The sequence below is a fragment of the Diaminobutyricimonas sp. LJ205 genome (genome assembly GCF_009755725.1).
Lineage (GTDB): Bacteria > Actinomycetota > Actinomycetes > Actinomycetales > Microbacteriaceae > Ruicaihuangia.
In genome coordinates this window covers 2934654-2957640 of sequence record NZ_CP046619.1, presented here as the reverse complement: position 1 = coordinate 2957640, position 22987 = coordinate 2934654, and the positions used below count along the sequence as shown (strand labels likewise).

The 22987-nt window shown below is 66.4% G+C and carries 21 protein-coding genes; 10 read left to right on the top strand and 11 right to left on the bottom strand.

All coding sequences use genetic code 11. The annotated features are described in order from the left end of the window. Positions 1 to 23 precede the first annotated feature (23 nt). From GO591_RS14420 to GO591_RS14385, 8 genes are read left to right on the top strand one after another with little or no spacing between them, the layout of a single operon-like run. Positions 24 to 1088, top strand: a complete 1065-nt coding sequence (locus GO591_RS14420; protein ID WP_157157454.1) for a Gfo/Idh/MocA family protein — start codon at positions 24 to 26, stop codon at positions 1086 to 1088. Beyond that, entirely contained in the window at positions 1085 to 2077 is a 993-nt protein-coding gene (locus GO591_RS14415; protein WP_157157453.1) for an NAD-dependent epimerase/dehydratase family protein, read from the top strand. Before GO591_RS14420 ends, GO591_RS14415 begins: the two co-directional genes overlap by 4 nt. Then, on the top strand, positions 2074 to 3231 hold the full coding sequence (locus GO591_RS14410; protein ID WP_157157452.1) for a DegT/DnrJ/EryC1/StrS family aminotransferase: 1158 nt from the start codon (positions 2074 to 2076) through the stop codon (positions 3229 to 3231). The genes GO591_RS14415 and GO591_RS14410 overlap by 4 nt, the downstream gene beginning before the upstream one ends. Then, entirely contained in the window at positions 3224 to 3862 is a 639-nt protein-coding gene (locus GO591_RS14405) for a NeuD/PglB/VioB family sugar acetyltransferase (protein WP_157157451.1), read from the top strand. The genes GO591_RS14410 and GO591_RS14405 overlap by 8 nt, the downstream gene beginning before the upstream one ends. Further along, a complete protein-coding gene (locus GO591_RS14400; protein ID WP_157157450.1) occupies positions 3859 to 5016 on the top strand; it encodes a DegT/DnrJ/EryC1/StrS family aminotransferase in 1158 nt (385 codons plus the stop codon). Before GO591_RS14405 ends, GO591_RS14400 begins: the two co-directional genes overlap by 4 nt. Beyond that, positions 5013 to 6533, top strand: coding sequence for an oligosaccharide flippase family protein (locus tag GO591_RS14395; RefSeq protein WP_157157449.1), 1521 nt, complete (start codon positions 5013 to 5015; stop codon positions 6531 to 6533). Before GO591_RS14400 ends, GO591_RS14395 begins: the two co-directional genes overlap by 4 nt. Continuing rightward, the gene (locus tag GO591_RS14390; protein ID WP_157157448.1) at positions 6533 to 7702 is read left to right on the top strand and encodes a glycosyltransferase family 4 protein; all 1170 of its coding nucleotides are present in this window, start codon (positions 6533 to 6535) and stop codon (positions 7700 to 7702) included. The genes GO591_RS14395 and GO591_RS14390 overlap by 1 nt, the downstream gene beginning before the upstream one ends. Then, the gene (locus tag GO591_RS14385; protein ID WP_157157447.1) at positions 7686 to 8783 is read left to right on the top strand and encodes a glycosyltransferase family 2 protein; all 1098 of its coding nucleotides are present in this window, start codon (positions 7686 to 7688) and stop codon (positions 8781 to 8783) included. Before GO591_RS14390 ends, GO591_RS14385 begins: the two co-directional genes overlap by 17 nt. A gap of 8 nt (positions 8784 to 8791) precedes the next feature. Here GO591_RS14385 and GO591_RS14380 read toward each other — a convergent pair whose 3' ends face one another. From GO591_RS14380 to GO591_RS14370, 3 genes are read right to left on the bottom strand one after another with little or no spacing between them, the layout of a single operon-like run. Continuing rightward, positions 8792 to 9829, bottom strand: a complete 1038-nt coding sequence (locus GO591_RS14380; RefSeq protein WP_157157446.1) for a glycosyltransferase — start codon at positions 9827 to 9829, stop codon at positions 8792 to 8794. Further along, complete coding sequence (locus tag GO591_RS14375; protein WP_157157445.1) at positions 9826 to 11226, bottom strand: O-antigen ligase family protein; 1401 nt, start codon at positions 11224 to 11226, stop codon at positions 9826 to 9828. The genes GO591_RS14380 and GO591_RS14375 overlap by 4 nt, the downstream gene beginning before the upstream one ends. A 5-nt stretch (positions 11227 to 11231) precedes the next feature. Continuing rightward, a complete protein-coding gene (locus GO591_RS14370) occupies positions 11232 to 11948 on the bottom strand; it encodes a hypothetical protein (RefSeq protein WP_157157444.1) in 717 nt (238 codons plus the stop codon). A gap of 92 nt (positions 11949 to 12040) precedes the next feature. Between GO591_RS14370 and GO591_RS14365 the strand changes: the two genes are divergently transcribed. Further along, positions 12041 to 12724: a hypothetical protein gene (locus tag GO591_RS14365; protein ID WP_157157443.1), complete on the top strand. Its 684-nt coding sequence runs from the start codon at positions 12041 to 12043 to the stop codon at positions 12722 to 12724. Here GO591_RS14365 and GO591_RS14360 read toward each other — a convergent pair. Next, positions 12684 to 13529 (bottom strand): glycosyltransferase, encoded by an 846-nt coding sequence (locus tag GO591_RS14360; RefSeq protein WP_157157442.1) that lies wholly within the window; start codon positions 13527 to 13529, stop codon positions 12684 to 12686. The two genes, GO591_RS14365 and GO591_RS14360, sit on opposite strands and share 41 nt — an antisense overlap. Positions 13530 to 13629: 100 nt before the next feature. On the opposite strand from GO591_RS14360, the gene GO591_RS14355 reads away from it, so the two are divergent. Further along, positions 13630 to 14538, top strand: coding sequence for a glycosyltransferase (locus GO591_RS14355; RefSeq protein ID WP_157157441.1), 909 nt, complete (start codon positions 13630 to 13632; stop codon positions 14536 to 14538). Here GO591_RS14355 and GO591_RS14350 read toward each other — a convergent pair. From GO591_RS14350 to GO591_RS14320, 7 genes are all read right to left on the bottom strand, one after another. Further along, positions 14497 to 15642 (bottom strand): glycosyltransferase family 4 protein, encoded by a 1146-nt coding sequence (locus GO591_RS14350; RefSeq protein WP_157157440.1) that lies wholly within the window; start codon positions 15640 to 15642, stop codon positions 14497 to 14499. The genes GO591_RS14355 and GO591_RS14350 overlap by 42 nt on opposite strands. Next, positions 15600 to 16808, bottom strand: coding sequence for a GNAT family N-acetyltransferase (locus GO591_RS14345; protein WP_157157439.1), 1209 nt, complete (start codon positions 16806 to 16808; stop codon positions 15600 to 15602). The genes GO591_RS14350 and GO591_RS14345 overlap by 43 nt, the downstream gene beginning before the upstream one ends. A 94-nt stretch (positions 16809 to 16902) precedes the next feature. Beyond that, on the bottom strand, positions 16903 to 18318 hold the full coding sequence (locus GO591_RS14340; protein ID WP_167137904.1) for a DUF4082 domain-containing protein: 1416 nt from the start codon (positions 18316 to 18318) through the stop codon (positions 16903 to 16905). Between the two features lie 260 nt (positions 18319 to 18578). Beyond that, the gene (gene wecB, locus GO591_RS14335) at positions 18579 to 19721 is read right to left on the bottom strand and encodes a non-hydrolyzing UDP-N-acetylglucosamine 2-epimerase (protein ID WP_157157437.1); all 1143 of its coding nucleotides are present in this window, start codon (positions 19719 to 19721) and stop codon (positions 18579 to 18581) included. A gap of 12 nt (positions 19722 to 19733) precedes the next feature. After that, a complete protein-coding gene (gene wecC, locus GO591_RS14330) occupies positions 19734 to 20990 on the bottom strand; it encodes a UDP-N-acetyl-D-mannosamine dehydrogenase (RefSeq protein ID WP_157157436.1) in 1257 nt (418 codons plus the stop codon). A gap of 5 nt (positions 20991 to 20995) precedes the next feature. Beyond that, positions 20996 to 21808 (bottom strand): WecB/TagA/CpsF family glycosyltransferase, encoded by an 813-nt coding sequence (locus GO591_RS14325; RefSeq protein ID WP_198295486.1) that lies wholly within the window; start codon positions 21806 to 21808, stop codon positions 20996 to 20998. Then, positions 21805 to 22938, bottom strand: coding sequence for a hypothetical protein (locus tag GO591_RS14320; RefSeq protein ID WP_157157435.1), 1134 nt, complete (start codon positions 22936 to 22938; stop codon positions 21805 to 21807). Before GO591_RS14320 ends, GO591_RS14325 begins: the two co-directional genes overlap by 4 nt. Between the last annotated feature and the right edge of the window lie 49 nt (positions 22939 to 22987).

Sequence of the window (22987 nt, the reverse complement as noted above, 5' to 3'; positions counted from 1 at the left end):
GAGAACCACTCCGGGGGAAAACTATGACAACCTCTCTTCGCATTGCGATCATCGGGGCCGGCTACTGGGGTCCGAATCTCGCCCGCAACTTCCGCAGCAGCCCTGATTGGACGCTGGCAGCGATCTGCGACAAGGATGCCGACCGCGCCCAGCGCGTTGCCGAACAGGTCGGCGGGGCGTCGGTGCTCACCGACATCGAGGAAGCGTTGGCGGATGACGCCATTGACGCTGTTGCAATAGCGACGCCCGCACGTACCCACCACGCGCTCGTGACCGCAGCACTGGAAGCCGGCAAGCACGTGGTGGTGGAGAAGCCGCTCGCCGATGATCGCGCGCTGGGCGGCATGATGGTGCGGACGGCAGCCGAGCGGGGGCTCGTCCTGATGGCTGACCACACGTACTGCTACACGCCTGCCGTGCAGAAGATCCGCGAGTTGGTGGCAGAGGGTGTCCTCGGCGACATCCTCTTCATCGACTCGGTGCGCATCAACCTGGGCCTCATCCAACCCGACGTCGACGTGTTCTGGGACCTCGCCCCGCACGACCTGTCGATTCTCGACTTCATCATCCCCGGCGGGCTCCGGCCACATTCGGTCTCCGCGCAGGGCGCCGACCCGCTGCACTCAGGCAAGGCCTGCGTCGGCTACCTGACCATCCCGTTCGGTGACGGAGCCATCGCCCACGTCCACGTGAACTGGTTGAGTCCGACCAAGATCCGCAAGATGGTCATCGGCGGCACCAAGCGCACCCTGGTCTGGGACGACCTGAATCCGCAGCAGCGGCTCAGCATCTACGACCGCGGCGTCGACATCGAGCGTCAATCCGCGGCGACGGTCGAACGCAAGGCCTCCACGGTGTCCTACCGGCTCGGTGACACCTGGTCACCCGCCCTGCCGGAACGGGAGGCACTCTCGCTGATGGCAGCCGAATTCGCCGGCGCCATCCGCGACGGCCGGGCGCCACTCACCGACGGAGGCTCCGGTCTGCGGGTGCTCTCCGTACTGGACGCCGCAGCCGTCAGCCTCCGCGCGGCCGGAGCCGCCGTCCCGCTGATCCTCACCGAACCCGAACTGGAGGTTGTCGCATGACCGCACTCGCCGGATCCCGCGTGCTCGTCACCGGCGGAGCAGGCACCATCGGATCGACAATCGTCGACCAATTGCTGGATACCGGGGTGCAGCACGTCGACGTGCTCGACAACCTCGTCCGTGGCCGACTGGGCAATCTCGAACCGGCCCTCGCCAGCGGACGGGTAAGCCTCATCCAGGGCGACCTGCGCGATAAGGACCTGGTCGACGATCTCGTCCGCGGCAAGGACATCGTCTTCCACCAGGCCGCGATCCGGATCACCCAGTGTGCCGAAGACCCGCGACTCGCCCTCGAGGTGCTCGTGGACGGCACCTTCAACGTCGTGGAAGCCGCGGCGCGGCACTCGGTCGGCAAGCTCATCGCCGCCTCGAGCGCGTCGGTGTACGGCATGGCCGAACAATTCCCCACCTCGGAACGGCACCACCACCACAACAACGACACCTTCTACGGCGCCGCGAAGTCGTTCAACGAGGGGATGGTGAGGAGCTTCCGGGCGATGTATGGCATCGACTACGTGCTGCTGCGCTACTTCAACGTGTACGGCCCTCGGATGGACGTGCACGGGTTGTACACCGAGGTACTGGTGCGGTGGATGGAGCGGATCGCGGATGGCCGGGCCCCCCTGATCTTCGGTGATGGCGCACAGACCATGGACTTCGTCTTCACCCGGGACATCGCCCGGGCCAACCTGCTGGCCGCCGAAAGCGACGTGCGTGAGGGCGTCTACAACATCGCCAGCGGCACCGAAACCAGCCTCCTCGGCTTGGCCGAAGCGCTGCTCCGCGTGATGGGCTCCGAGCTCGCCGTCGAGCACGGCCCGGAACGTGCCGTCAATTCCGTCGTGCGACGGCTCGCGGATGTCACCGCCGCCGAACGCGACCTGGGCTTCGTGGCCGAGGTCGGCCTCGAGCAGGGACTGCGTGAACTGGTCGAATGGTGGCAGCCGCTCCGCGAAGAGATCACCGCCGGACGGGCGGTCGCATCATGACCGGCACCGATCGCATCAATGTGATGAAGCCGTGGCTCGGAGCGGACGAGGTCGCCGCCGTCACCGCGGTGATCGAGAGCGGCTGGGTGGCCCAGGGCCCGCAGGTGGCCCGGTTTGAGCAGCTGTTCGCCGAAGCCATGCAGGCTGAGCACGCTGTCGCCACCTCGAACTGCACCACCGCGCTGCATCTGGCGCTGGTGGTCGCCGGAATCGGGGCCGGCGATGAGGTCATCGTTCCCTCGTTCTCCTTCATCGCCACTGCCAATGCGCCCAGCTACGTCGGCGCGCTCGCCGTCTTCGCCGACGTCGATGTGGTCACCGGCAACGTCACCGCCGAGACCCTGGCGCCGTTGATCACCGACCGCACCCGGGCGGTGATTGCGGTGGACCAGGGTGGGGTGCCGGTGGACCTCGAGCCGATCCGGGCGCTCTGCGACCCGCTCGGCATCACCGTCATCGAGGACGCCGCTTGTGGCGCCGGCTCCCGCTATCACGACCGCCCGGTCGGCGCAGGTGCCGAGCTGACGGCGTGGTCGTTCCACCCGAGGAAGCTGCTGACCACGGGCGAGGGCGGGATGCTGACCACCAGCCGGGCGGACTGGGCGCAGCGCGCTCGCCGGTTGCGTGAGCACGCCATGAGCGTGTCCGCGGCCGAACGCCACAGCGCGTTGGTCGCGCCGGCCGAGGTCTACGACGAAATCGGCTTCAACTACCGGATGACCGACCTGCAAGCCGCGGTCGGCATCGTGCAGCTCGGCAAGTTGCCCGAGCTGGTGCGCACTCGTCGCCGACTGGCCGACGAGTACACCCGCGCGCTGGTGGGCGTGCCCGGCATCCGCGTGGTCGCCGATCCGGCACACGGGACCGGCAACTTCCAGTCGATGTGGATCGAACTGGATGACCAGTACCCGCTTGGCAGGGAAGGGCTCCTCATCCACCTCGCCGAGTCGGGCGTCTCCGCCAGGCGCGGCATCATGGCGGCGCACCGGCAGCCACCGTACCTGGGCAGCCGGTCACTGCGGGTGCCGCTGCCGGTCACCGAATGGCTGACCGAGCGCACCCTGATCCTTCCGCTGTACCACCAGCTGGACGAGAGCCAGCTTGCCGTCGTCGTCGACGCCATCGTCTCCTCTACGGCGGTGCGTCATGGCTGACGTGCTGTTGGTCGCCGCGAGCGGATTGGCACGAGAGGCGCTCGAGGTGATCCGCCGCTCCGGCGAGCATGAGGTGATCGGGATTCTCGATGATGACCCGAAAAAGCTCGAGCGCACCATCGACGGTATGACCGTGGTTGGTACCGTAGCCGACGCTGAACGCTTCCCCGGGGTCCGCTTGCTCTTGTGCGCCGGCGCCGGGACCGTCCGAGCAGGCCTGGAGCATCGCTTAGCCGACCAGGGTCGCACCGAACGTGATTACGTGACCGTCGTCGCCGCCGGGGTTGAGATTCCTCCCAGCTGCGTCGTCGGTGCGGGGAGCATCCTGCTGGCCGGCGTGGTGATGACGTCCAATGTCTCCATCGGCCGACACGTCGTGATCATGCCGAACGCGACGCTCACACACGATGTTCTCGTTGAGCGGTTCGCCACCATTTGCGCAGGTGTGGCCCTGGGCGGACACGTCTGGGTGGGCGAGGCGGCTTATCTCGGCATGAACGCGGCAGTACGCGAGAACACTCGGGTCGGGTCGAGAAGCGTGCTGGGAATGGGTGCCGTACTGACGAAAGAGCTCCCATCCGGCGAGACCTGGATCGGCGTGCCCGCGCGGCCGTTGGAGGTTCGAGTATGACCGAGCAGCAAGCCATCCCATTCCTGGATATCGCGGCCCAGAACGCCGAGGTCGTCGCAGAGGTACTTCCCGCCTGGGAGGAGCTGTTCGAGACAGCGGCGTTCGTCGGCGGACCGGCAGTCGATCAGTTCGAGAGCGAGTTCGCCGCTTTCACCGGGGTGCGCCACTGCATCGGTGTGGCGAATGGCACCGACGCACTCGAGCTGGCGATGCGCGCGGTCGGAGTGATGCCCGGAGGTGAGGTGATAGTGCCGGTCAACACCTTCGTTGCGACCGCGGAGGCGGTGTCCCGCATCGGGGCGCGGCCGATCTTCGTCGACGTCGACGATGAGCAGTTGCTCATCCAGCCTCCCGCCGTCGAGGCTGCCATCACGCCCCGCACGCAAGCGATCGTGCCCGTCCATCTTTACGGTCAGGTGTCGCCGGTCGACTCTCTCACCGCGACCACGGTCGGTGCGCGGATCCCGATCGTCGAAGACAACGCGCAAGCTCAGGGGGCGTCAGGCACGGAAGGACGTACCGGTGCGTTGGGCGCAATTGCCGCGACCAGCTTCTACCCCGGCAAGAACCTGGGGGCAGCCGGCGACGCCGGCGCCGTCACGACGAACGACGCTGAACTCGCTCACGCAGTCCGGTCTCTCGGTGCACATGGAAGCTCAGTCAAGTACGTGCACGACCGCATCGGCGTGAACTCTCGGCTGGATGCGCTCCAAGCGGTAGTGCTCTCGGCGAAGCTCCGGCGGCTCGAGGAGTGGAACGCCCGGCGTCGTGTGGCCGCGGCTGCCTACGCCGAGCTGCTGGGACCGCTCGAGGCGAGCGGGGCCATCCGGCTTCCCCGTTCTCGAGCGGGATCCACCGATGTGTGGCATCTTTACGTCATCCGGATACTGGCGGCCTCGCGGGACCGCGTGCTCGATGCGCTGCTCGAGCAAGGGATTGGCGCCGCCATCCACTACCCGACGCCTCTGCACTTGACCGGCGCCTATGCGGGTGCCGGGTATCGCCGCGGCCAGTTTCCCATCGCGGAAACCGCGGCAGAGCAGATCCTCTCCTTGCCGATGTTCCCGCACATCACACGCTCACAGCAGGAACGGGTCGCCGATGCATTGGCCAGCGTGAACGATGCTCTCAGCAGGGAACGGATGCTGCGGTGAGCACTCGCCGAACCGACACCCCTGGTCTGCCGCGGCTGCCATCTGCTGACGCGCCGGCGGAATCGTCGGGGACAGCGCTCGCGACCAATGTGCGCAGGGGGGCATTGTGGGCGGCTGGCGGAACGATGATCATGCGCGTCAGCAATGTGTTGGTGATGGTGGTCGTAGCCCGCCTCGTCGCTCCTGAGGTAGTGGGGCTGTTCGCCATCGCGGTCACCGTGCACGCGTTCGTGGTCAGCATCGCCGAACTGGGCATCGCCTCTGCGGTGGCACGGGCGGATCTCGACGCAGACCGGATTGCCCCAACCGTCGCGACTATCGCAATCGCCACCAGCGTGGGGCTCGGCATCCTCATGGCATCCTTCGCCGACGTAATAGCGGCCGCCCTGGGAGCCGCCGCAGCCTCGGATGCCGTGCGAATCCTGGCGATCAGCGTGGCGATGATCGGCCCATTTGCCGTCCCCGGGGCATTACTGCAACGGCAGTTCCGACAGGACCTCGTGTTCAGGGCAACCGCGGTGTCGTTCGTGGTTGGCAGTGCTGTGCTGATCGGCCTGAGCGTGGCGGGCTGGGGGCCCGAGGGTTTCGCGTGGTCACGCGTCGTGGGGCATCTGGTCGCCGGAATCATGCTCCTCATCCCCGCCTCCGCCCGATACTGGCCCGGATTCGATCGCGGGTTCGTAGGCCCCCTCTTGGCGTTCGGGCTGCCGCTCGCGGCTGCAAACCTTCTGAGTCAGCTGGTGGCCAACATCGACTATGTATTCATCGGTCGCATGCTCGGAGTCGTAGACCTCGGGCTCTATACCCTCGCTTTCGGGGTCTCGATGTGGGCAACGGCCATCATCGGGGCAATGCTCAACGGGCTGGTGCTGCCGGCCATCTCGGCAGTTCGCCGCGACGATGGCGACGTCCCCGCCGCAATCGTCAACGCGACACAACTGGTGGCTTGGGTAGCGTTCCCGCTCGCGGCTTGCCTGTTTGTATTCGCAGAACCGTTGATTGTGACGCTGTACGGCGATCAGTGGCGCGAAGCCGCCGAAGTGCTCCGGGTTCTCGCCTGCTACGGCGGTATCTCAGTGCTCGGGCTGCTTTACGCCAACATTGTCATCGCATTCGGCCGAACGCGCGTGCTGTTGGGGGTGCAGCTTGCGGTGCTTGCCGTGCTGGCCCCCGTCATGTGGATCGGGATCACCTTCTGGGACCTGCCAGGGGTGGCTGCTGCGCACATCATCGTCGCCGCCCTGGTGACGCTCCCGGTGTATCTCACGGTGCTCCGGCACGTTTCAGGAGTTCGCCTCACTGCGATGCTTCGCGCTCTGATGCTCCCGTCCGCGGCAGCAATTGCGGCGGGCCTGCTTGCGTGGGCCGTCACAGTGACCGTGCAGCCTGAGTGGTTACGCCTGATCATCGGCCTTGTCGTGGGGGCCGCATCGTACGCGTTTGCGACACGAAAAATCCTGCTGCGCCAGTTGCCCACGCGCTGGCGCCGGATATCGCTTCGGCGAAGGAGGCAATAATGCGAATCGGCCTGCTCTACCCCAGCGACGATCCCATCGGGCCGACCGAATGGTCCGGCACTCCGGCCGGTTTGGCAAGCGGATTCGCTGCCCTCGGCGTCGAGGTCGTGCCTATCGGTGCCGGCCTCCCTCCCGGGTTCCACCATGCGGTCGCCCTCCTGGCCAGGATTCGCACTCGGAACATGGCGATCAATGAACGGCTGCCGATACGGCGCGCCGCACGAGGGATTGTGCTCCGTCTGACGATTGAGCGGGCGCTTCCCCTCGACGGGATAGTTGCGATGAGCACCGAGCTCTACGACCTCGCTGCTGTGATCCCGGAGGGCGTTCCCTGTGTCACGTACGACGATGCCACGCTGGCCCAGATGTGGGAGCATCCGGACTCCGACCTCCGCCAATACGGCTACGAGCGCCGCTTTGTCGAGCGCTGGATTCACTGGGAGCGCCAAAGTGCTGGGGCCGCGGACGTGAACTGCGTCAGCACGCAATGGGCGGCGGCATCGTTCTCCCGGCACTACGGAGTTCCCGCCGAATCCGTCCGAGTCGTCGGAATGGGACATCGCTCACGAAGCCAACTGGGCGGGAACCTCCGCGACTGGTCGAGCCCCCGCTATTTGTTCGTCGGCATCGATTGGGAGCGGAAGAACGGGGATGCCGTCATCGCAGCGTTCCGGCTGGTCCGGGAACGGCAGCCGACCGCGACACTGCACTTGGTCGGTCGTATTCCGCCGATCCACGAGCCAGGCGTGGTTTCACATGGTCTGCTGAAACGCGACGATTTCGCTGCGCAGCAGCTTCTTGACGAGCTCTTCGCCAGCTCGACCTGTTTTGTGCTGCCGAGCAAGTTCGACCCGTCGCCGATCGCCTACCTGGAGGCTGGATCGGCGGGTCTACCGGTGGTTGCAACGAGCGAAGGAGGCGCGGGCGAGTTGCTTGGCGAAGGAGCTCTGACTGTGCCGCCTGGTGACATCAACGCGATCGCCGCAGCAATGTTGCGCCTGACCGATCCGGTGGATGGGCCGCGTCGGGGATCAGCCGCCTCGACGGCTGCCGCGGACGCAACCTGGCAGCAGGTCGCTTCCCGCATCCTCGATGCATTCCCCAGCCAACCAGGGATGCATCGTGCTGTTAGGGCCGACCGGGATCTGGCTGGTGAGCCCGGTGTTTAGCACAGCCAGACGACTACCAGCCGGGCGACGGCCGCACGTGCTGGTCGTCGTGCCCTGCTACAACTACGGCCACTTCCTGGAGAGTTGCGTCAGCAGCATCGTCGAGCAGCCGGGTGTCACCGCAGAAGTACACATCATCGACGATGCGTCGACCGACGACAGCGTCCGCGTCGCCGAGCGCCTCGTCGACCGCTACCGTGACGTGCGCTTGACCGAGCACCGCATCAACAGGGGCCACATCGCCACCTACAACGAGGGCCTCTCACAGGCTGATTCCGACTACGTTGTCTTGCTCTCTGCCGACGACCTGCTGGCTCCCGGAGCGCTCGAGCGGGCGACCGCAATCATGGAGCATCGGCGCGAAGTAGGGCTCGTGTACGGGCACCCGCAGTCGTTCGAGACTGCGCCGACCATTCGGGAAGCCCGGCTACGCAACTGGTCGATCTGGAAGGGTCTCGACTGGATCACCGCTCAGCTTCGTCGCGGCCTCAGCATCATCTACAGCCCAGAGGCCGTCGTGCGGACGTCGGTGCATCACGAAGCGGGTTACTACCGACCAGAGCTACCCCACTCTGGCGATCTCGAGATGTGGCTGCGCATCGCTGAGATCGCCGATGTGGCCCGCGTGAACGGCCCTGACCAGGCGTACCGTCGGGTCCACCAGGCAAGCATGATGCAAACCAACTTCTCCGCTCCGGTCGATGACCTCGAGCACCGCCGCCTCGCATATGAGAGTTTCCTGACACGCACCCGAGTCGAACCAGCCAAAGCGGAGGCATGGCGAAAGCTCGCCGCACAGCGCCTGGCAAGTGAAGCGCTGGGCTTGGTCGTCGACGCCGTGCGAACCGGCTCGGATTCGTCGGAGCAGCTGGGACCGAGGGCCATCGCGTTCGCCACCGCCGTCGATCCCGATGTCACACGTTCCCCGCTTTGGAGAGACTGCCAGAAGCTGCTGGGTGTGCAGGCAGGAGACCTGGCCGCCGGCGCCGTGCGCCCCAGTTCCGCCGCTTGGGCGAGAGCGATTCAACGCGATCTTGAGGGCCGGATGCGCTGGCGGCGGTGGCGGCGGTACGGGTACTGAGCGCGCACCTACCCGTGCCACAGCGGCTCATAGAGCTTGCGCAGATCTTCGCGCAGGCCATCCACGCTGTAATCGGCGAGCACTCGACGGGATGCCCGTTCGCCGGCCGCAGCAAGATCTGACAGCTCTCTCCCGGTTGCGTCCTCGATGGCCTGCGCGAACTGGAGGAGGTCACTTACCGGCGTGCAGTAGTCCGGGTCGAAGAACTCCTTACCGCCGCCACCGGGGTAGCCGACTACGTAGCACCCGCTCGCCATGGCTTCTGCCGGCGGAAGGCCGAAACCGTCCCTTTCGCTGAAGCTCAGGAAAATGGCACATTGCTGCAGCAGGGCGGCGACCTCTGCCTCACCCTTGCCAGCAATCGGCACCAACTCCCAGTCAATTCCGCGCGCGCGAAGAAGATGCATCAGCTGGTGGCGCTCCGCCGGTCGTCGGCTCGGGAAATATGCCAGCGCGCGGCGACGAGGGCCAGTCCGTGGGTGAAAGATCGTCGGATCGACCACCGGGCGGGCTCGATGAACCGGCAGGTCAGGGAAGGCGTAGCGCAGCAGTGCCGCGCTGTCGACTGACACGGTGATCAAGCCAATCAACTGATCAACCCCGGAGTACGGTGCACCTCGCCCGGAATCAGACAAGCTGATCTCGTCGAAGGTGTGGTACGCGCCCTGATTGAAGACAAGGGTCCGGACGGCAGGGCGGCGGCCGCGCAGACCCGCTCCGTAGTACTCGGGAACAACGAGGATGTCGTTCTCGCGCAGGTTGATCGTGCGAGGCGACACCGTTGGTGTGCTGTTGGCGAACCAGGTGTGACGGAAGCCCTCCGGTTCGTGCAGCACGGCTGCCGGAATGCCGAGTTCATTGAGCAGATCCACGTGCCGATAGATCACCCGCACGCCTCCGCTCGGCTGGCGCCCGTGGGGAGAGAGGTAATAGACGCTGGTCACCTCCGTGGCCGGCCCGACACTCAGCCGCGGCAGGGCCCGTCTTCTGGCGGCACGCATCCTGGCGATTGCTTCAAGCGTCCTCGTTGGCGGCACCGCGCTCATCGCGTCCTCACGGTGGTTGGAGTTGGCAGGCCGCTGCTCAAGATTTCACGCCCCATGAGGTTCGACAAGGCACCGATCATCCCGATACAGAGGAACACGACGCAGGACACCTGCGGGAACCCGAACGCATCGAATGTCGCGAAACTGCACGCTCCGGCGGCCACCGAGGCCGCGAGGGCGAGTGCCAGGCTTCTGGTTCGTTCATCAGCGCTGCGGCGACGCGTGATCAGCGCGGTCCGGATTGCCACGAAGAACACCGCCAGGAGGGCCACCGTGCCGACGATGCCCACTTCGATCAGCAACCCGAGGTACTGGTTGTCCAGAATTCGGTACTGCGGCAAGAACGTGGACAGTCCACGTCCGATAATCGGTGACCGGGCGATGAAGTCGAACGCCAGCGCATAACTGTCGACCCGGGAGGCGGCGCTTCCGTCCTCCCCGATGCCCGTGAACATCTTCGTGAGAGTTCCGAGCATGCCCGGGATCGTGAGGTAGATGCCAACCGCCAGCACTCCGATCGCAAGATAGCCCATGTGCCGACGGTGGCGCGGCCACGAGGGCAAGATCATGACCAGGCCGACGACAACGCCGACCAGGGCAGAGCGTGAGATCGTAATCGGCACTGCAATGGCAATGGCGGCAATCGGGAACCAGCGGGCAAGACGGTTTCTCGTCGGGTCGGCGAAGGCAAGGTGCAGCGCCAACGGCAGGATCATGGACAGGGCGACCCCGAATTCGATGGGATGCGTCGATGTGCCCGCCGCACGAACAAACCCGTCCCGGTCGGTGATGTTCTGGATCGCGTTGTTCGGACTCAACCCGGGAATCTGGATCCCATCGATGATCGGCTGACCGGTGACGAACTGGGTGACGCCGAGTACTGCGACGAGGCCGCCCAGAGCGACCAGGACCCGCAGGCTCTGCTCGATCTCTGACACGCTGCGAAGCCCATCCGAAGCGAGCAGCACTATGCCCAGGCACGACGCGATCAGCAGCAACCCTCGGTCGGAACCGGACAACTCAACCGCTTCGATGGGCCGCGTGGTAGCAGCGACGTAGCTGATGAGGACGGCCACCGTGAACCAGATCATGGACCGCCGTACCGGCTGGGACGGCGACAGGGTGGCGCGGCTCTTGTTCATCTGCGCGCTGATCCACCACATCAGCGCACCCAGCCCAATAATGACCGCAGGCGTGCCGACAGACCCGAGAGGGGGGACCGTAAGGTTCGCCGGAATCGCCAGGAGCGCGATCACGTACGCACTGACCAACCACAGGGCGTCGACTCCTCGCGGGGTGAGGCCGGTAGCGGCGAGATGCGCGCGTCGCGGCTCCGGTCGCAGCACGCCCGAAAGGGGCCACAGGCGCGCAGTATCCGGCATTCCCGGCCGCGACATCCGCTTCATCTCGCGTCGTGTCCCACTGCGGTTGCCTGGGGCGCCACTGTTCCGGGGATCGCCCGTGAAGGCTGCCGCCGAACGGCATCCGCGTGTCCGACGCTCCGCTGGCTGCGGCGATCCCGACGGCGAAGGACGAGGGCGTCGACAGAGACGGCAAGGAGGAAAGTGATGGCGAGGCCGGCCCCAATCGCAGCAATGAGCGCGCGAACGAGGCCAGACGGGTCCGGCGTCGCCTTCGTGTTGTCGGTGATGACCATCATGCCGATCTCGGCGCGTGGGTGCGCATCGACCGCGTCCTGGAGTTCCGCCAAGCGCACTTCTGCCCGAGCGAGCACATCTCTTGTGACACTGAGCGCCACGTCCGGTTCTTCGGAGACGGTGACAATCTCCAGAACTGAACCCGGTACGCTGCCGTCGGCCTGCACGGTGTACTCCGTGGTGTCGCCCTTGGGAATGACCTCCTCCACCGTGGACTCGTCATTGAGGGCCTTCGCGAGGACGCCGGCCACGATATCCAACCCGCCGAGGTGCAGGAACGGGTTCGCGTCGCGCTCCTCCGTGCTGAGCGGCGGCGGAATCAAAAGGAAGGATGCGCGAAGGTCGTAGGTGATCGGAACGATCTGCAGGATGCCGTAAGCGAGTCCGGCGGTGGCGAGGAAACCTGCGACGAGCACATACCATCGGCGTCCGGCAGCGCGGAGGATGTCGGCAAGCTTCACGGGACACTCCCATCGTCGGGTACTAGGGAAGTAGGGTCGAGTATAGGGAAACGGTCGCCTGATGGACAGGGCTGCAGGAAAGCTGGTCAGCAATGACTTTCTGGGATGTGCTGGCACGGGCCCTGCGCCGCTGGCCGATTCTGCTCGCCGGGTTGTTGCTCACGGCTGGAGCCGCCGTTTGGGTCCTTGACGCCCGCCCGGTTTACTTTGCCGAGGTCCGGGTTGTTTTCCTTCCCCCGGCAGACATCTCACCGAACCCTTACGCGCGCACATCCCAGTCGCTCGTCGAACTCGCCGGCGCGGTCGGTCGTGCATTGGAGGGCGGCAGTAGCGACGCGCGATCGGTTTCTCAGGGTGTCACCATGGTGGGTGAGGGAGAGCGTGACGGGCACGCCATCCGCCAACCGAACATCGGCGGCCAATGGGCGTACGCGTTCGACACCCCCGCGCTCGATGTCCAGGCAGTCGGAGCAACGGGGGAAGCCGTCGAACGGGAGATCGCCGGCGCCGTCACCAGGATCAAGGGCGAACTGACCGAGATGCAGGCTCGGCTCGATGTGCCGGCCCACTCCCGCGTTCGCCTTCAACTGAGCCCAAGCGAACCGCAGGTCATGGAGTACGGCGGCAGTAGAGTGCGGGCCCTCGCGGGAACGCTGGCAGCAGGAGGGCTCGTCACGTTCCTGGCGCTCGGCATGCCAGGTCGACGTGGTCGGTCCGCTGATCCGAAATCAGACCTCACAGCACGCGGCTCGACTCGTCCCGATTCCACTCGGTGACCCCGCCGCCTCGCGCCTTGCGGCGTGCGGCGATCGTCATCGCCAGAAAGAATGGCATCTTCGGTACCAATCGGACATCGCGGAGCATCAGGCGAAGCAGGTCACTGGGGTGAGTGGTCGCTGACTCACTCAGCGCGCCGGCGTCCCGCATTTCTGCCGTTCCGCGCACGACTCGGATGCGACGCTGCTTCAACGCCTGCCAGGTGCGTGCTGGCCAAACCGTGACTACCGCGTCCTGCACGATTGCGCGTTCACTCACGTCGAATGCCTCGCTGAACGCCAGGTCGTCCGACAGGTAGTGCGGCAGGCGCACGACCCGGTTGTAGCCCTCATCGGATAGGGCGATGACACCTCGACCGAAAAGCCCGGAGCGTACGGCCGGCAGTTCTTCCCAGACGTCGTAGTACCACCGTGCGCGCCTGGACACGCCGGCGCGGGCAAGCCGACGGGCAGGGGCCACTGCGTGCGTGCCCGGATCGCGCAGAGCCGCAACGAGGCGACGCACCGAGGTGGTGTCAAGTTCGACGTCAGCGTCGATGAATGCCACTGGGAAGTCGGTGACGAGACTTCCGCCTACCTTCAGAGCTTGTGCCTTTGAGGGTTCCGGGAGTTCGGTCACCTCCACGTCCGGCCCGTGGCGCCTCGCCTCGGCGGCGCTGTCGTCCGAGCATCCGTTGCACACAACGATCACGCGCAGTTCGCCGGGTGCTGAATCGCGCAGAAGGGCGGGGAGCAGGCGCCTGAGCCCGGCTTCCTCATTGTGCGCGGGAATGACGATCGTCGCCGACAGCCCACCCTGTGACATGGCGTGAGCCTATCGGTATGCTCCTGCTCAGGCTAGAGATTCAACCCCAACGGCGACCAGTCCGGTCGCGCGATTCCGACCGACGAGACCGGGGCGGGCGATGACGACGGGACGAACCATAAAGGTCGCGGTGGTCGCGGTCACGTGGAACAGCGCCGCCGTCCTTCCGGGGCTGCTCCGGTCTGTCCGAGACTCGCACTTCGAGGGCGAGATTGTCGTGGTGGTGGTCGATAACGACTCTTCCGATGACACCGCCGCGGTTGCTGCTCAGGTTTTGCCGGAAGCTCGCGTGATCCCCACCGGACGCAACGCCGGGTACGCGGCGGGCGCGAATCGTGGCGTCGCAGCGGTCCCAGATGCCGACTACTACCTGCTGGTCAATCCGGATCTTCGACTCGATCCCGCCGCGATTCAGGCACTCGTGGACGAGCAGCGTGCGTCCGGTGCAGGCATTGTCGTACCCCGGCTGACCGACGAGTCCGGCGTGCTGCGCTGGTCAATGCGCAGAGACCCGTCGGTCCTCCGCGCCTGGGGTGAGGCTTTGCTCGGAGGCACCCGCGCCGGTCGGGTTGCCCTGCTCGGCGAGATGGAATGCCGTGAGTGGATGTATCGCTCCCCTTGTTCCACGGACTGGGCGACGGGCGCGGCAATGCTCATCTCGCGCGAGTGCTCACGCGCTGTCGGAGCCTGGGATGAGTCCTTCTTCCTCTATTCGGAAGAAACGGATTTCGCGCTTCGCGCGCGAGACGCCGGTTTCTCGGTGCGGTACACGCCGGATGCCCTCGCGGTGCACTTCGAGGGGGACTCGCACCAATCACCCTCGTTGTATGCGCTCCTCGCGGTCAATCGCGTGCGGCTGTTCCGCAAGAGGCACGGGCCGATTAGCACGGCGGCGTTCCGTTTCGGTGCGCTGGTCGCTGAACTGATTCGTTCGGCGCACCCGGTGCACCGTGCAGCGCTGCTGGGGCTACTCGGCCGGCGTGGCGTCGCGGCGCAACCGGGAACCTGACGCCGCCAGGGCTGCCGCTTTGTGCAGTGCGACGGACAGCGCTGCCACCATGTGCCGCGAGGTGAACCGTTCCTCGACGGCCTGCCTCCCCGCCGCGCCGAGACGCGCGCCGGTGTCGGCGTCGAGTGCCCGGATCATCGCCTGCGCAAGGCTCTGCGGGTCGCTCGGCACCGCCCGGTAACCCCAGCGATCATCGGCCACGTAGTCCGACGCGCCTGGCGTATCGCTCAGCACGACCGGGCGAGCAGACGCCATCGCCTCCAGCACGGTCGTCATGCCAGAGACGTGCAGGTTCGGCTTGGTGGCGACCGTGACGACATGTGCTCGCGCGTACTCGGCGGTGAGGGCAGCGTGCGGCAGGTGCGGCAGACGCGTCGCGCCCTCAGGCAGCGGCAGATCCTCTTTCGTCTGCAGTCGCAGTTCGACATCACCCAGGCGTTCGCGGACAATCGAGAATGCATCGAGCAAACAGCGCGGGTCGCGGTCCTGGTCGTTGCCGAGGCTCAGAATCGTGCGTTGTCCTGGCTTCGCGGCTGGCCGGAAGAAGTCCTCGTCGATCCCGAACCGGATGAACTCGATCGGCGGGTGGCCCGGACCGAGCCACCTGGATAACGGGTCAAGCTGCGCCCGGCTCAGACACCACAGCATGGTCATCCGGCGCAGAACCCGGCGCAGGACGGCCAGCTCGATAGAAGCCCGCAGGCGCGCAGCTGACAGAGTGTCCGTTGCCCAAATCACCCCGGTCGCCTGGAGCCCGCCCCTCTTGGCCACCTGCATACGCATGGCGGTGTGCTCATCCCACGTCACCGCGAGCCCGGCGCCGGCACCGTTGGTCGAGCTGGCACTGGTGGGCCGCATTGGTGCGAGCAGGCTGAGCTTCTGCAGTCTCGACGCAGGGGCTGCCGATTCCCAGGACACGTCGAAGCCGTGCTCGCCAATCCGGTGCAGGCCATAGGGAGTGGCATCCGGCCGTTCCCGTCTGGCGTGCGCCGTGCGCCAGGCATCAACATCGGTCTCAGAGCGGAACAGGATGTTCACCCGGGGAAGCGCGGCCGTCATCGTCAGCTCGCGGTCGAGTTCTTGGCGGTTAGTTTCGACCGCCACGCTCGTCGCAGGCCCCGGCCGAACGACGTGTCGCGGGCGGCGCGATACGCGATCCCACGGGCCGAGTACAGCGCGCTCAGCACGATTGCGGTGAGCACGGGCAGCGGCCTGGAGGCGACAACCGTCTCGTCGCGCAGGACGCTTGTGCGGTTCGACCAGCGACGCTTGTACTCCGCGTCGCCGTGACCGAAGTCGAGCACGCGAACCGAAGGGTCGGCGCACAGGTCCTCGACCATGGCGTACATCGCATACATGCCAACGCTGTCTTTGGTGTACGCGGGATCGAACGCCGGGGAGTCGATCGAGAAGACCCCGTCGTGCAGGCTACCCAGCCAGAACGCGACCGGCTCATTGTCGAGGTAGAGCATCCAGGCCCGGAGCCAGCGATGCTCGAAACAGGTGGAGATCAGGGCTCGGCCGAGAGCGGTGTTCGTGCCGCCCACACCGAGCGCGCGCTGGTACGCCTTGCTCGACACTTTCTCCAGCTCATCCAGCATGAACTCGAGGTCACCGGTGTGCAGCCGTTCGACTCGCACCTCGCCATACTTCTTCAGCAGCTTGCGGTTGTCTGTGCGAATGCGCTGTCGCGACGATGTTGACCGCCGGGCGAGGAACGCCTCCATGGAGTCCGGCACATCCGCCACCCACCGGGTCACGGAGTCGAGCCCACGCACCCGGGTGATCTTGGTGCTGCTGGCGAGCACCTGCTCGTGGAGTGCCCCGTCCTGCTCGAGCTTCTGAAACGCGACGGCATCGGCGTCACGCCGGCGAAGCGCCTGGTGGACAGCGCCTATGCAGGTGGCGACATCCTCCGGCGTGGTCGCCCCGACGATTCCGTCGAACGACACGACGAGTGTCCGCAGCCGAAGCCGTAGAAGCGTGCGGTATCCGGCAGTCACCGGGAACTCGTGCTTCTCGAGACGGGCGACCACGAGCATGGGCTCGCGTCCGGCTGGTGTGACCGACAGGACGTACGGGCTGATCACCGACGGATGCTTCTCGACCACGGTGAGGAAATAGTCGATGTCCGCGTCGAGGTTTGAGACGGGGAGTGAACTCCACAGCGGTCGGAGCGCCTCGACCTCGTCGGTCGTCCTGGCGACCGACACGACGGGGCCCGAGACGGTGCTCGAGGTTACCTGGATCCGATCGGGCTCGGGGGTCACTGTTGCATTGTGACTGATCGCGATCGCGATTGTCGAGGGGTCCAGGTGCCGTTGGTCGCGATCAGGACAGGACCGATCGCCTCAGTAGCTGACCTCAGTAGCGGACAATGCCGCGCGTTGTCACTCCGTCGTCGGTGTACCGGTTCCCGGTCCACGTGATGGTGCCGTACTTGCCAACATGCGCCACCGGGCCGTACTCGCCCACATTGGGCGAGAACTTCGTCCAGAACACATTGTCCTTGAACGTGATTCCGTCGCTGCCTCCCATGATGCCGTAGCCGCCTCCGGCGATGAGGTTGTGCTCGACAACCAACTTCGGTGCGTGATCGGGGAATGCGAGGGATGCTGTCATGCCACTGGATCCCGCATTCATGATCCAGAGCTCTACAGTGTTGTCCTTGATCAGCCCGGGAGATGAGATCGAGTCGATGGGGTAGTGCAGTCCGTCGTAATGTGCCCCGTCGGTCCGCACGACGAAGTCATGCACCCAGTTCCCGATCACGCGGGCATTCGCCGCATCGAGCGTGATGCCGTCCCCTGCGATCTGATGCACGTTGTTGCGCTCGAACTGAACGTCATCCCCGTACAGCTTCACGCCATTCACGGGAGTCTTGCGCCAGTCCGTTGCCGACTCACCGCGGATCTCGTTGTCGAGCACCTTCGCGTTGGAGCCTTCGACATACAGGGCAGGGTCGTCCCAAGTGACATCCGTTGCCCCGACGATGAGGTTGCCCTGGATGGTGACGTTGTCAGCTTCCACCCGCAACCCGGCGGGGATGATCTGGTTCTGCACCACGGTGCCCGGCTGCGTGATCGTCATCGGGCCGGTGTACGGCACGGTCGGTGCGAAGCCGGCCGCCTGCGGTCCGGTGTTCGACGCGTTCGCGAATGCGGAGGAGGTGGTGCCCGCGCTGGGACCGCTGGGCGCGGGCGCGGTGGTCGGAGTGCTCGGCGCCGGATCGGCTGGCGCCGGATCGTCCTGCTCCGGCTCGGTGGTGGCGGGCGTCCGCTCGCTCGGCGCGTTCTGAGGGGCGAACAGCACGTCCACCCAGTACACGCTCGACTCCCAAGTCTCAGAGGGGAAGGAACGCTCCGTGCCATACGAGTACACGCCTGCGCGACTCGGCAGCGTGATCAGGTCGGTGGAGGCTGCTCGGCTGTCGTAGTCGACGGTCGACGCGTAGCCTCCCTTCGGAGCCAGATATGACGCGACGTACGTCTTATCGGCGGCGACATCGACCGGCTTCGCGAAGGTGACGGTCTGCCATCCGCTCTTCGATTCCTTGGTGAACTTCGCCGACGCCAGTCGCTTCCCGGTCGAGCTCCAGAGACTACCGACGTGGGTGCCGGTGTTCTCGGCGGTCTTCCAGAACCGGATGCCGCGGATCTCGCCCGCCACGGTGGGAGTGAATCTCAGCCCGAGTTCGACACTCTCGCCATCGCCGTCGACGGTTGCCTCACCTGGCGTCGCGTCGCTCCAGATCGTCGCGGTGGCGGTCAAACCTGTCACGCTCGGGTCCGCAGGGAGCGCGCCGGAGCCCACGATCACCATGCCTGCCACACCGACGAAGGCGAACCACCTCGGCGCCTTTCTGATCGTAGGCTTCGGATCTTCCTGCGAAGGGACGTGTCGATCCATGCTCGCGGGTACTCCAATGTGTTGGGAGAACCGGGGATATGCGTGGGAGATATTCTGTTGCGGCCTCAGTGCCGTCCCCACAATGGGGGCCACGGTGAAGCATCTCCACTATTACACATCGGTGTTGTGTCTCACACTGCGATGAACGGTTCTGGTCGCGGTCCCTCCCTGAAGAAATGCTCGATCGCGGCGACGATCCGAGCCGATGCCCGCCCGTCTCCGTAGGGGTTCACCGCGCGCGCCATCGCGAGGTGCGCGGCGGGGTCGCTCATCAGGCGGGTGACCTCGTCGACGATGCGGTCCTCGTCAGTACCTATTAATCGCACAGTTCCCGCGGTGACGGCTTCCGGCCGCTCGGTGGTCTCGCGCAGCACCAGCACAGGTTTGCCGAGGCTGGGCGCCTCCTCCTGGATGCCGCCGCTGTCGGTGACCACGATGTGCGACGCCGCCAGGGTGTTCACCATGTCGACGTAGCCGAGCGGTTCCGTCACCAGCACGTTGGCGAGCCCCTCCAGCGGCGGGAGCAGCGACTCCCGCACGATCGGGTTGAGGTGGGCCGGCAGCACGACGAGGGTGTCCGGGTACCGCCTGGCCAGCCGGGAGATCGCCCGCCCGGTGCGCATCATCGGTTCGCCCCAGTTCTCGCGGCGGTGACTGGTGACCGAGATGACCCGGTTGGCATCGGCGAGGCGGGTCAGGGCGACGTCGCTGATGGGCAGTCGCCGGGCGGCGACATCCAGCAGCGCGTCGATCACCGTGTTGCCGGTCACGTAGATGTCCTCGTCGGAGACGTTCTCGGCCAGCAGGTTGGCGCGCGACGTCGGTGTCGGCGCGAAGTGCAGGCTCGCCAGCGACGTCGTCAGGTGCCGGTTGATCTCTTCGGGATATGGGTCGTAGCGCTTGCCGGTGCGAAGCCCCGCCTCAACGTGAGCGACCGGGATCTGCGCATAGAACGCCGCCAGCGCTGCCGCGAAAACGGTCGTGGTGTCGCCCTGCACGATCACGAGGTCGGGATGCTCGCGCTCCAGGATCGGTTCGAGCCCGGTCAGCGCGCCCGACGTGATCCCGGCGAGATTCGGCCGGTCGCGGATCAGGTCGAGGTCGTACTGGGGTTCGATCCTGAACAGCGAGTTCACCTGGTCGAGCATCGACCGGTGCTGGCCGGTGACCGCGACGACCGGGGTCAGGTGAGCGGATGCCGCGAGCGCGTGGATCACCGGCGCAAGTTTGATCGCCTCCGGGCGGGTGCCGTAGACCACCAGAACCTTGTGCATGACATCCTCGGCTCAGCGCCAGGCGCCGCGGGTGTCGAATACCACCCGCCCTTCGAGGCGCGAGCGGGGGATGGTCTTGAACTGGTCGTGGTCGACCAGCAGCAGGACGATGTCGGCCTCATCGATCGCGTCCCCGGTGGCTTGCATGCGCACGTGGGCGAGTCCCTCCAGGGACGGTGGCAGGGTCTGGCTGAACGGTTCCACGACGCGGATGTCGACATCCGGTGCCGCGTCGGCCAAGGCCCGGACCACGTCCACTGCGGGGCTTTCGCGCATGTCGTCGACGTTGGCCTTGAAGGTGAGGCCGAGGCACGCGATGGTGGGTTCCCGGAACCGGGATGCGCGCTCGAGTACCTGCCGGGCGACGTGGTGCGGTTTCGAGTCGTTCACCTCACGCGCGACGCGGACGAGTTTGGCGAGATCCGGGGCAGCCCCGACGATGAACCACGGGTCGACGGCGATGCAGTGCCCGCCGACGCCAGGACCCGGGGAGAGGATGTTCACCCGCGGGTGGCGGTTCGCCAGTCGGATGATCTCCCACACGTCGAGCTTCAGCCGGTCGCTGATCAGGGAGAGCTCATTCGCGAAGGCGATGTTCACGTCGCGGTAGGCGTTCTCCACCAGCTTCGCCATCTCGGCGCTCGCCGCATCGGTGGTCAGGATCGCGCCCTGCGTGAACACCCGGTACAGGCTCGCCGCCTTCGCGGCGCAGCGCTGGGTGACCCCGCCGATGACCCGGTCGTTGGTGACGATCTCGATCATGATCTTGCCGGGAAGCACCCGCTCGGGGCAGTGCGCGACGCAGATGTCCGGCATGCCTTCGGTGTTGTGCGGCATGTGCAGGTCGGGCCGCAACTCCCCGATCCAGCGGCTGACCTGCTCCGTGGTGCCCGGCGGTGAGGTCGACTCGAGCACCACCAGATTGCCCGGTTGCAGGCGCGGCGCCAGTTGCGTCGCGGCCGCCTGGATCGCCGACAGGTCGGCGGTCTTGTCGTCCAGGAACGGCGTCGGCACGGCGATGATGAACGCATCCGCCTCCGGCACGGTGGTCGTCGCGGTGAGCCGGCCGACGCCGACCGCGCCGCTCACGCCAATGGCGAGATCGGGTTCGACGAACGGGACGATTCCTTCGGAGACCGCTTTCACGGTCTTCTCATTGATGTCGACGCCGACAACTTCGATCCCACGGGTGGCTAGCGCGACCGCGGTGGGCAGGCCGATGTAGCCCAGCCCGAGGATCGCGACGCGACCGGTGAACACTTCATCCATGGGTGTCAGCTCTTTCTGTCGGTCGGCGCGCCGGGCGGCGCGGAGAGCTCGTAGGTGCGGGTGGGGCGGAAGCGCTCGCGAATGGTCAACGCGATGAACACCGAATTCGTGGAGGCATACCGGGCGAACAGGCGGCGCGGTTCCTGCAGCAAGCGGTAGGCCCACTCGAGGCCGAGGCGTTGCCAGCGCTCGGGGGCACGTTTGGTGACGCCGGCGAGGATGTCGAAGGACCCGCCGACCCCGTGCAGGATCGGGACGCCCAGATGGTCGCCGTGGCGGGCGAGGAAGATCTCCTTCTTCGGCGAGGTGATGCCGAGAAACAACATGTCGGCGCCGGTCGCGGCGATCTCGGTCGCGACTTCGGCTGAGTCGTCGACGGCGAAGTAGCCGTCGCGATATCCGGCGACCACGAGCCCCGGGTAGCGGGCCTGCACCCGCTCGACCATCGCCTCGAGCACCTCGTGCTTCGCGCCGAGGAAGTAGACCGAGCGATGATCCTCGTCGGCAAGTGCCAGCAGGCGTTCGAAGAGGTCGATTCCGGCGACCCGTTCGGGAAGCGGGTGTCCCAGCAGTCGACTGGCCCAGACGACCGACTGCCCGTCGGCGAGCAGCACATCCGGCACCAGCAGGGAGTCGCGCAGCAGCGGATCCTTGCGCAGTTTCACGATCTTCGCCGCGTTGACCACACCGATCAGGAAACGGGATCGGTCGGCGGCGTGGAGCGCGGCCTCCTGGAGCACCTGCTCCATGGTGAGCGCGTTGACCCGCAACCCGAACAACGGCTGCCGGGTGCCCAGGTGGAACATTGCCTCAGTCATTTCGACTCCTTGGCGGCGGGCGCCGCCCATGCATAGAGAAGCCACGCCAGTTCGTAAGGGCGGCATTCGTGGTCGACTGGTCCGGGCGCGAAGAGCGTGTCGAGCGCGGGAAGGTGGAAGCCGGCGCGCAGCGACGTGGTCACCGCCGAGGCCTTGCGCACGAACTTCGCCGGTTCGCGACGCCCGATCTTGCGCCAGATCATCGAGTGCTTCTGCGACACCAGCGACCGGGTGCTCTCGGGCCTGGCGGCGAGCCAGTCCACGCCCAGGTCGACGGAGTCACTGTGGTCGTCGCCGCCGGCGGTCGCGAGATCGGCCAGCACCATCGGTGCCATCCCGTGCTGGTGCACGCTGTACACCGGGTAGCCCTCGACCACCGATCCGTCGCGGGCGTCGTAGTGCCACCACCACTGCCCGGCGGAGCCCTGCAGGTCGCAGAGACGGGCAGCCGTGCGGTTCGCCGCGGCGAGGGCGGCGGCATCCGCGTTCCTGCCCGCGAAGCGGGCCAGGGCCTGGATCGGGTACACCTGATCGGCGAAGCTGCCGACATGGCTTCGCCATCGGCCGAGTGAGCGTGCCGGGATCGCGTGCGGGAAGATGCCGTCGGTGCCCTGGGCATCGAGCAGCCGGGCGCGCGCCACCACGGAGAGGTCGTCGCGGCCGGCGGCGACCGCGGCGGTCAGCATCCACGCGGTGTCGACGGTCGCGAGTGGATGCTCGCTGGTGAGGATGGCGAGCAGCCGGTCAAGCAGAGGAGTGTGGGGATCCTCGAGCACCTCGGCGACCGCCCAGGCAGCGAGCGCGACCGCTCCGGGGTCGGGATGATCGAGGGCACGCCTGGCCACCGTGCGGGTGAACTCTTCGAGGGTGGGGCCGCGCAGGACGTCATCGCTGGCGGCGCGCCCGGCGCGGGCGAGTCCGAGAGCGGCGATCGCCGCATACCGGAGGCTTCTGCCTTCCTGGCGCAGGCTGCCGTCGGTTCGGTGCAACCGCATGGTCTGCACGAACTCGGCGGTGTCGGGCACGTAGGAGGCGGCGAGCCCGCGCACCGCGAGCGGGATCAGGGCCTTGGCACGGGCTGAGGCGCGGTGAGTTTTGGGGTCGGGTAGGCGAACGGAATCACTGGACATGGCCTGCATTTCGGGTCTACAGGTATGGGGTCGGGTAGGGAGTCATCCC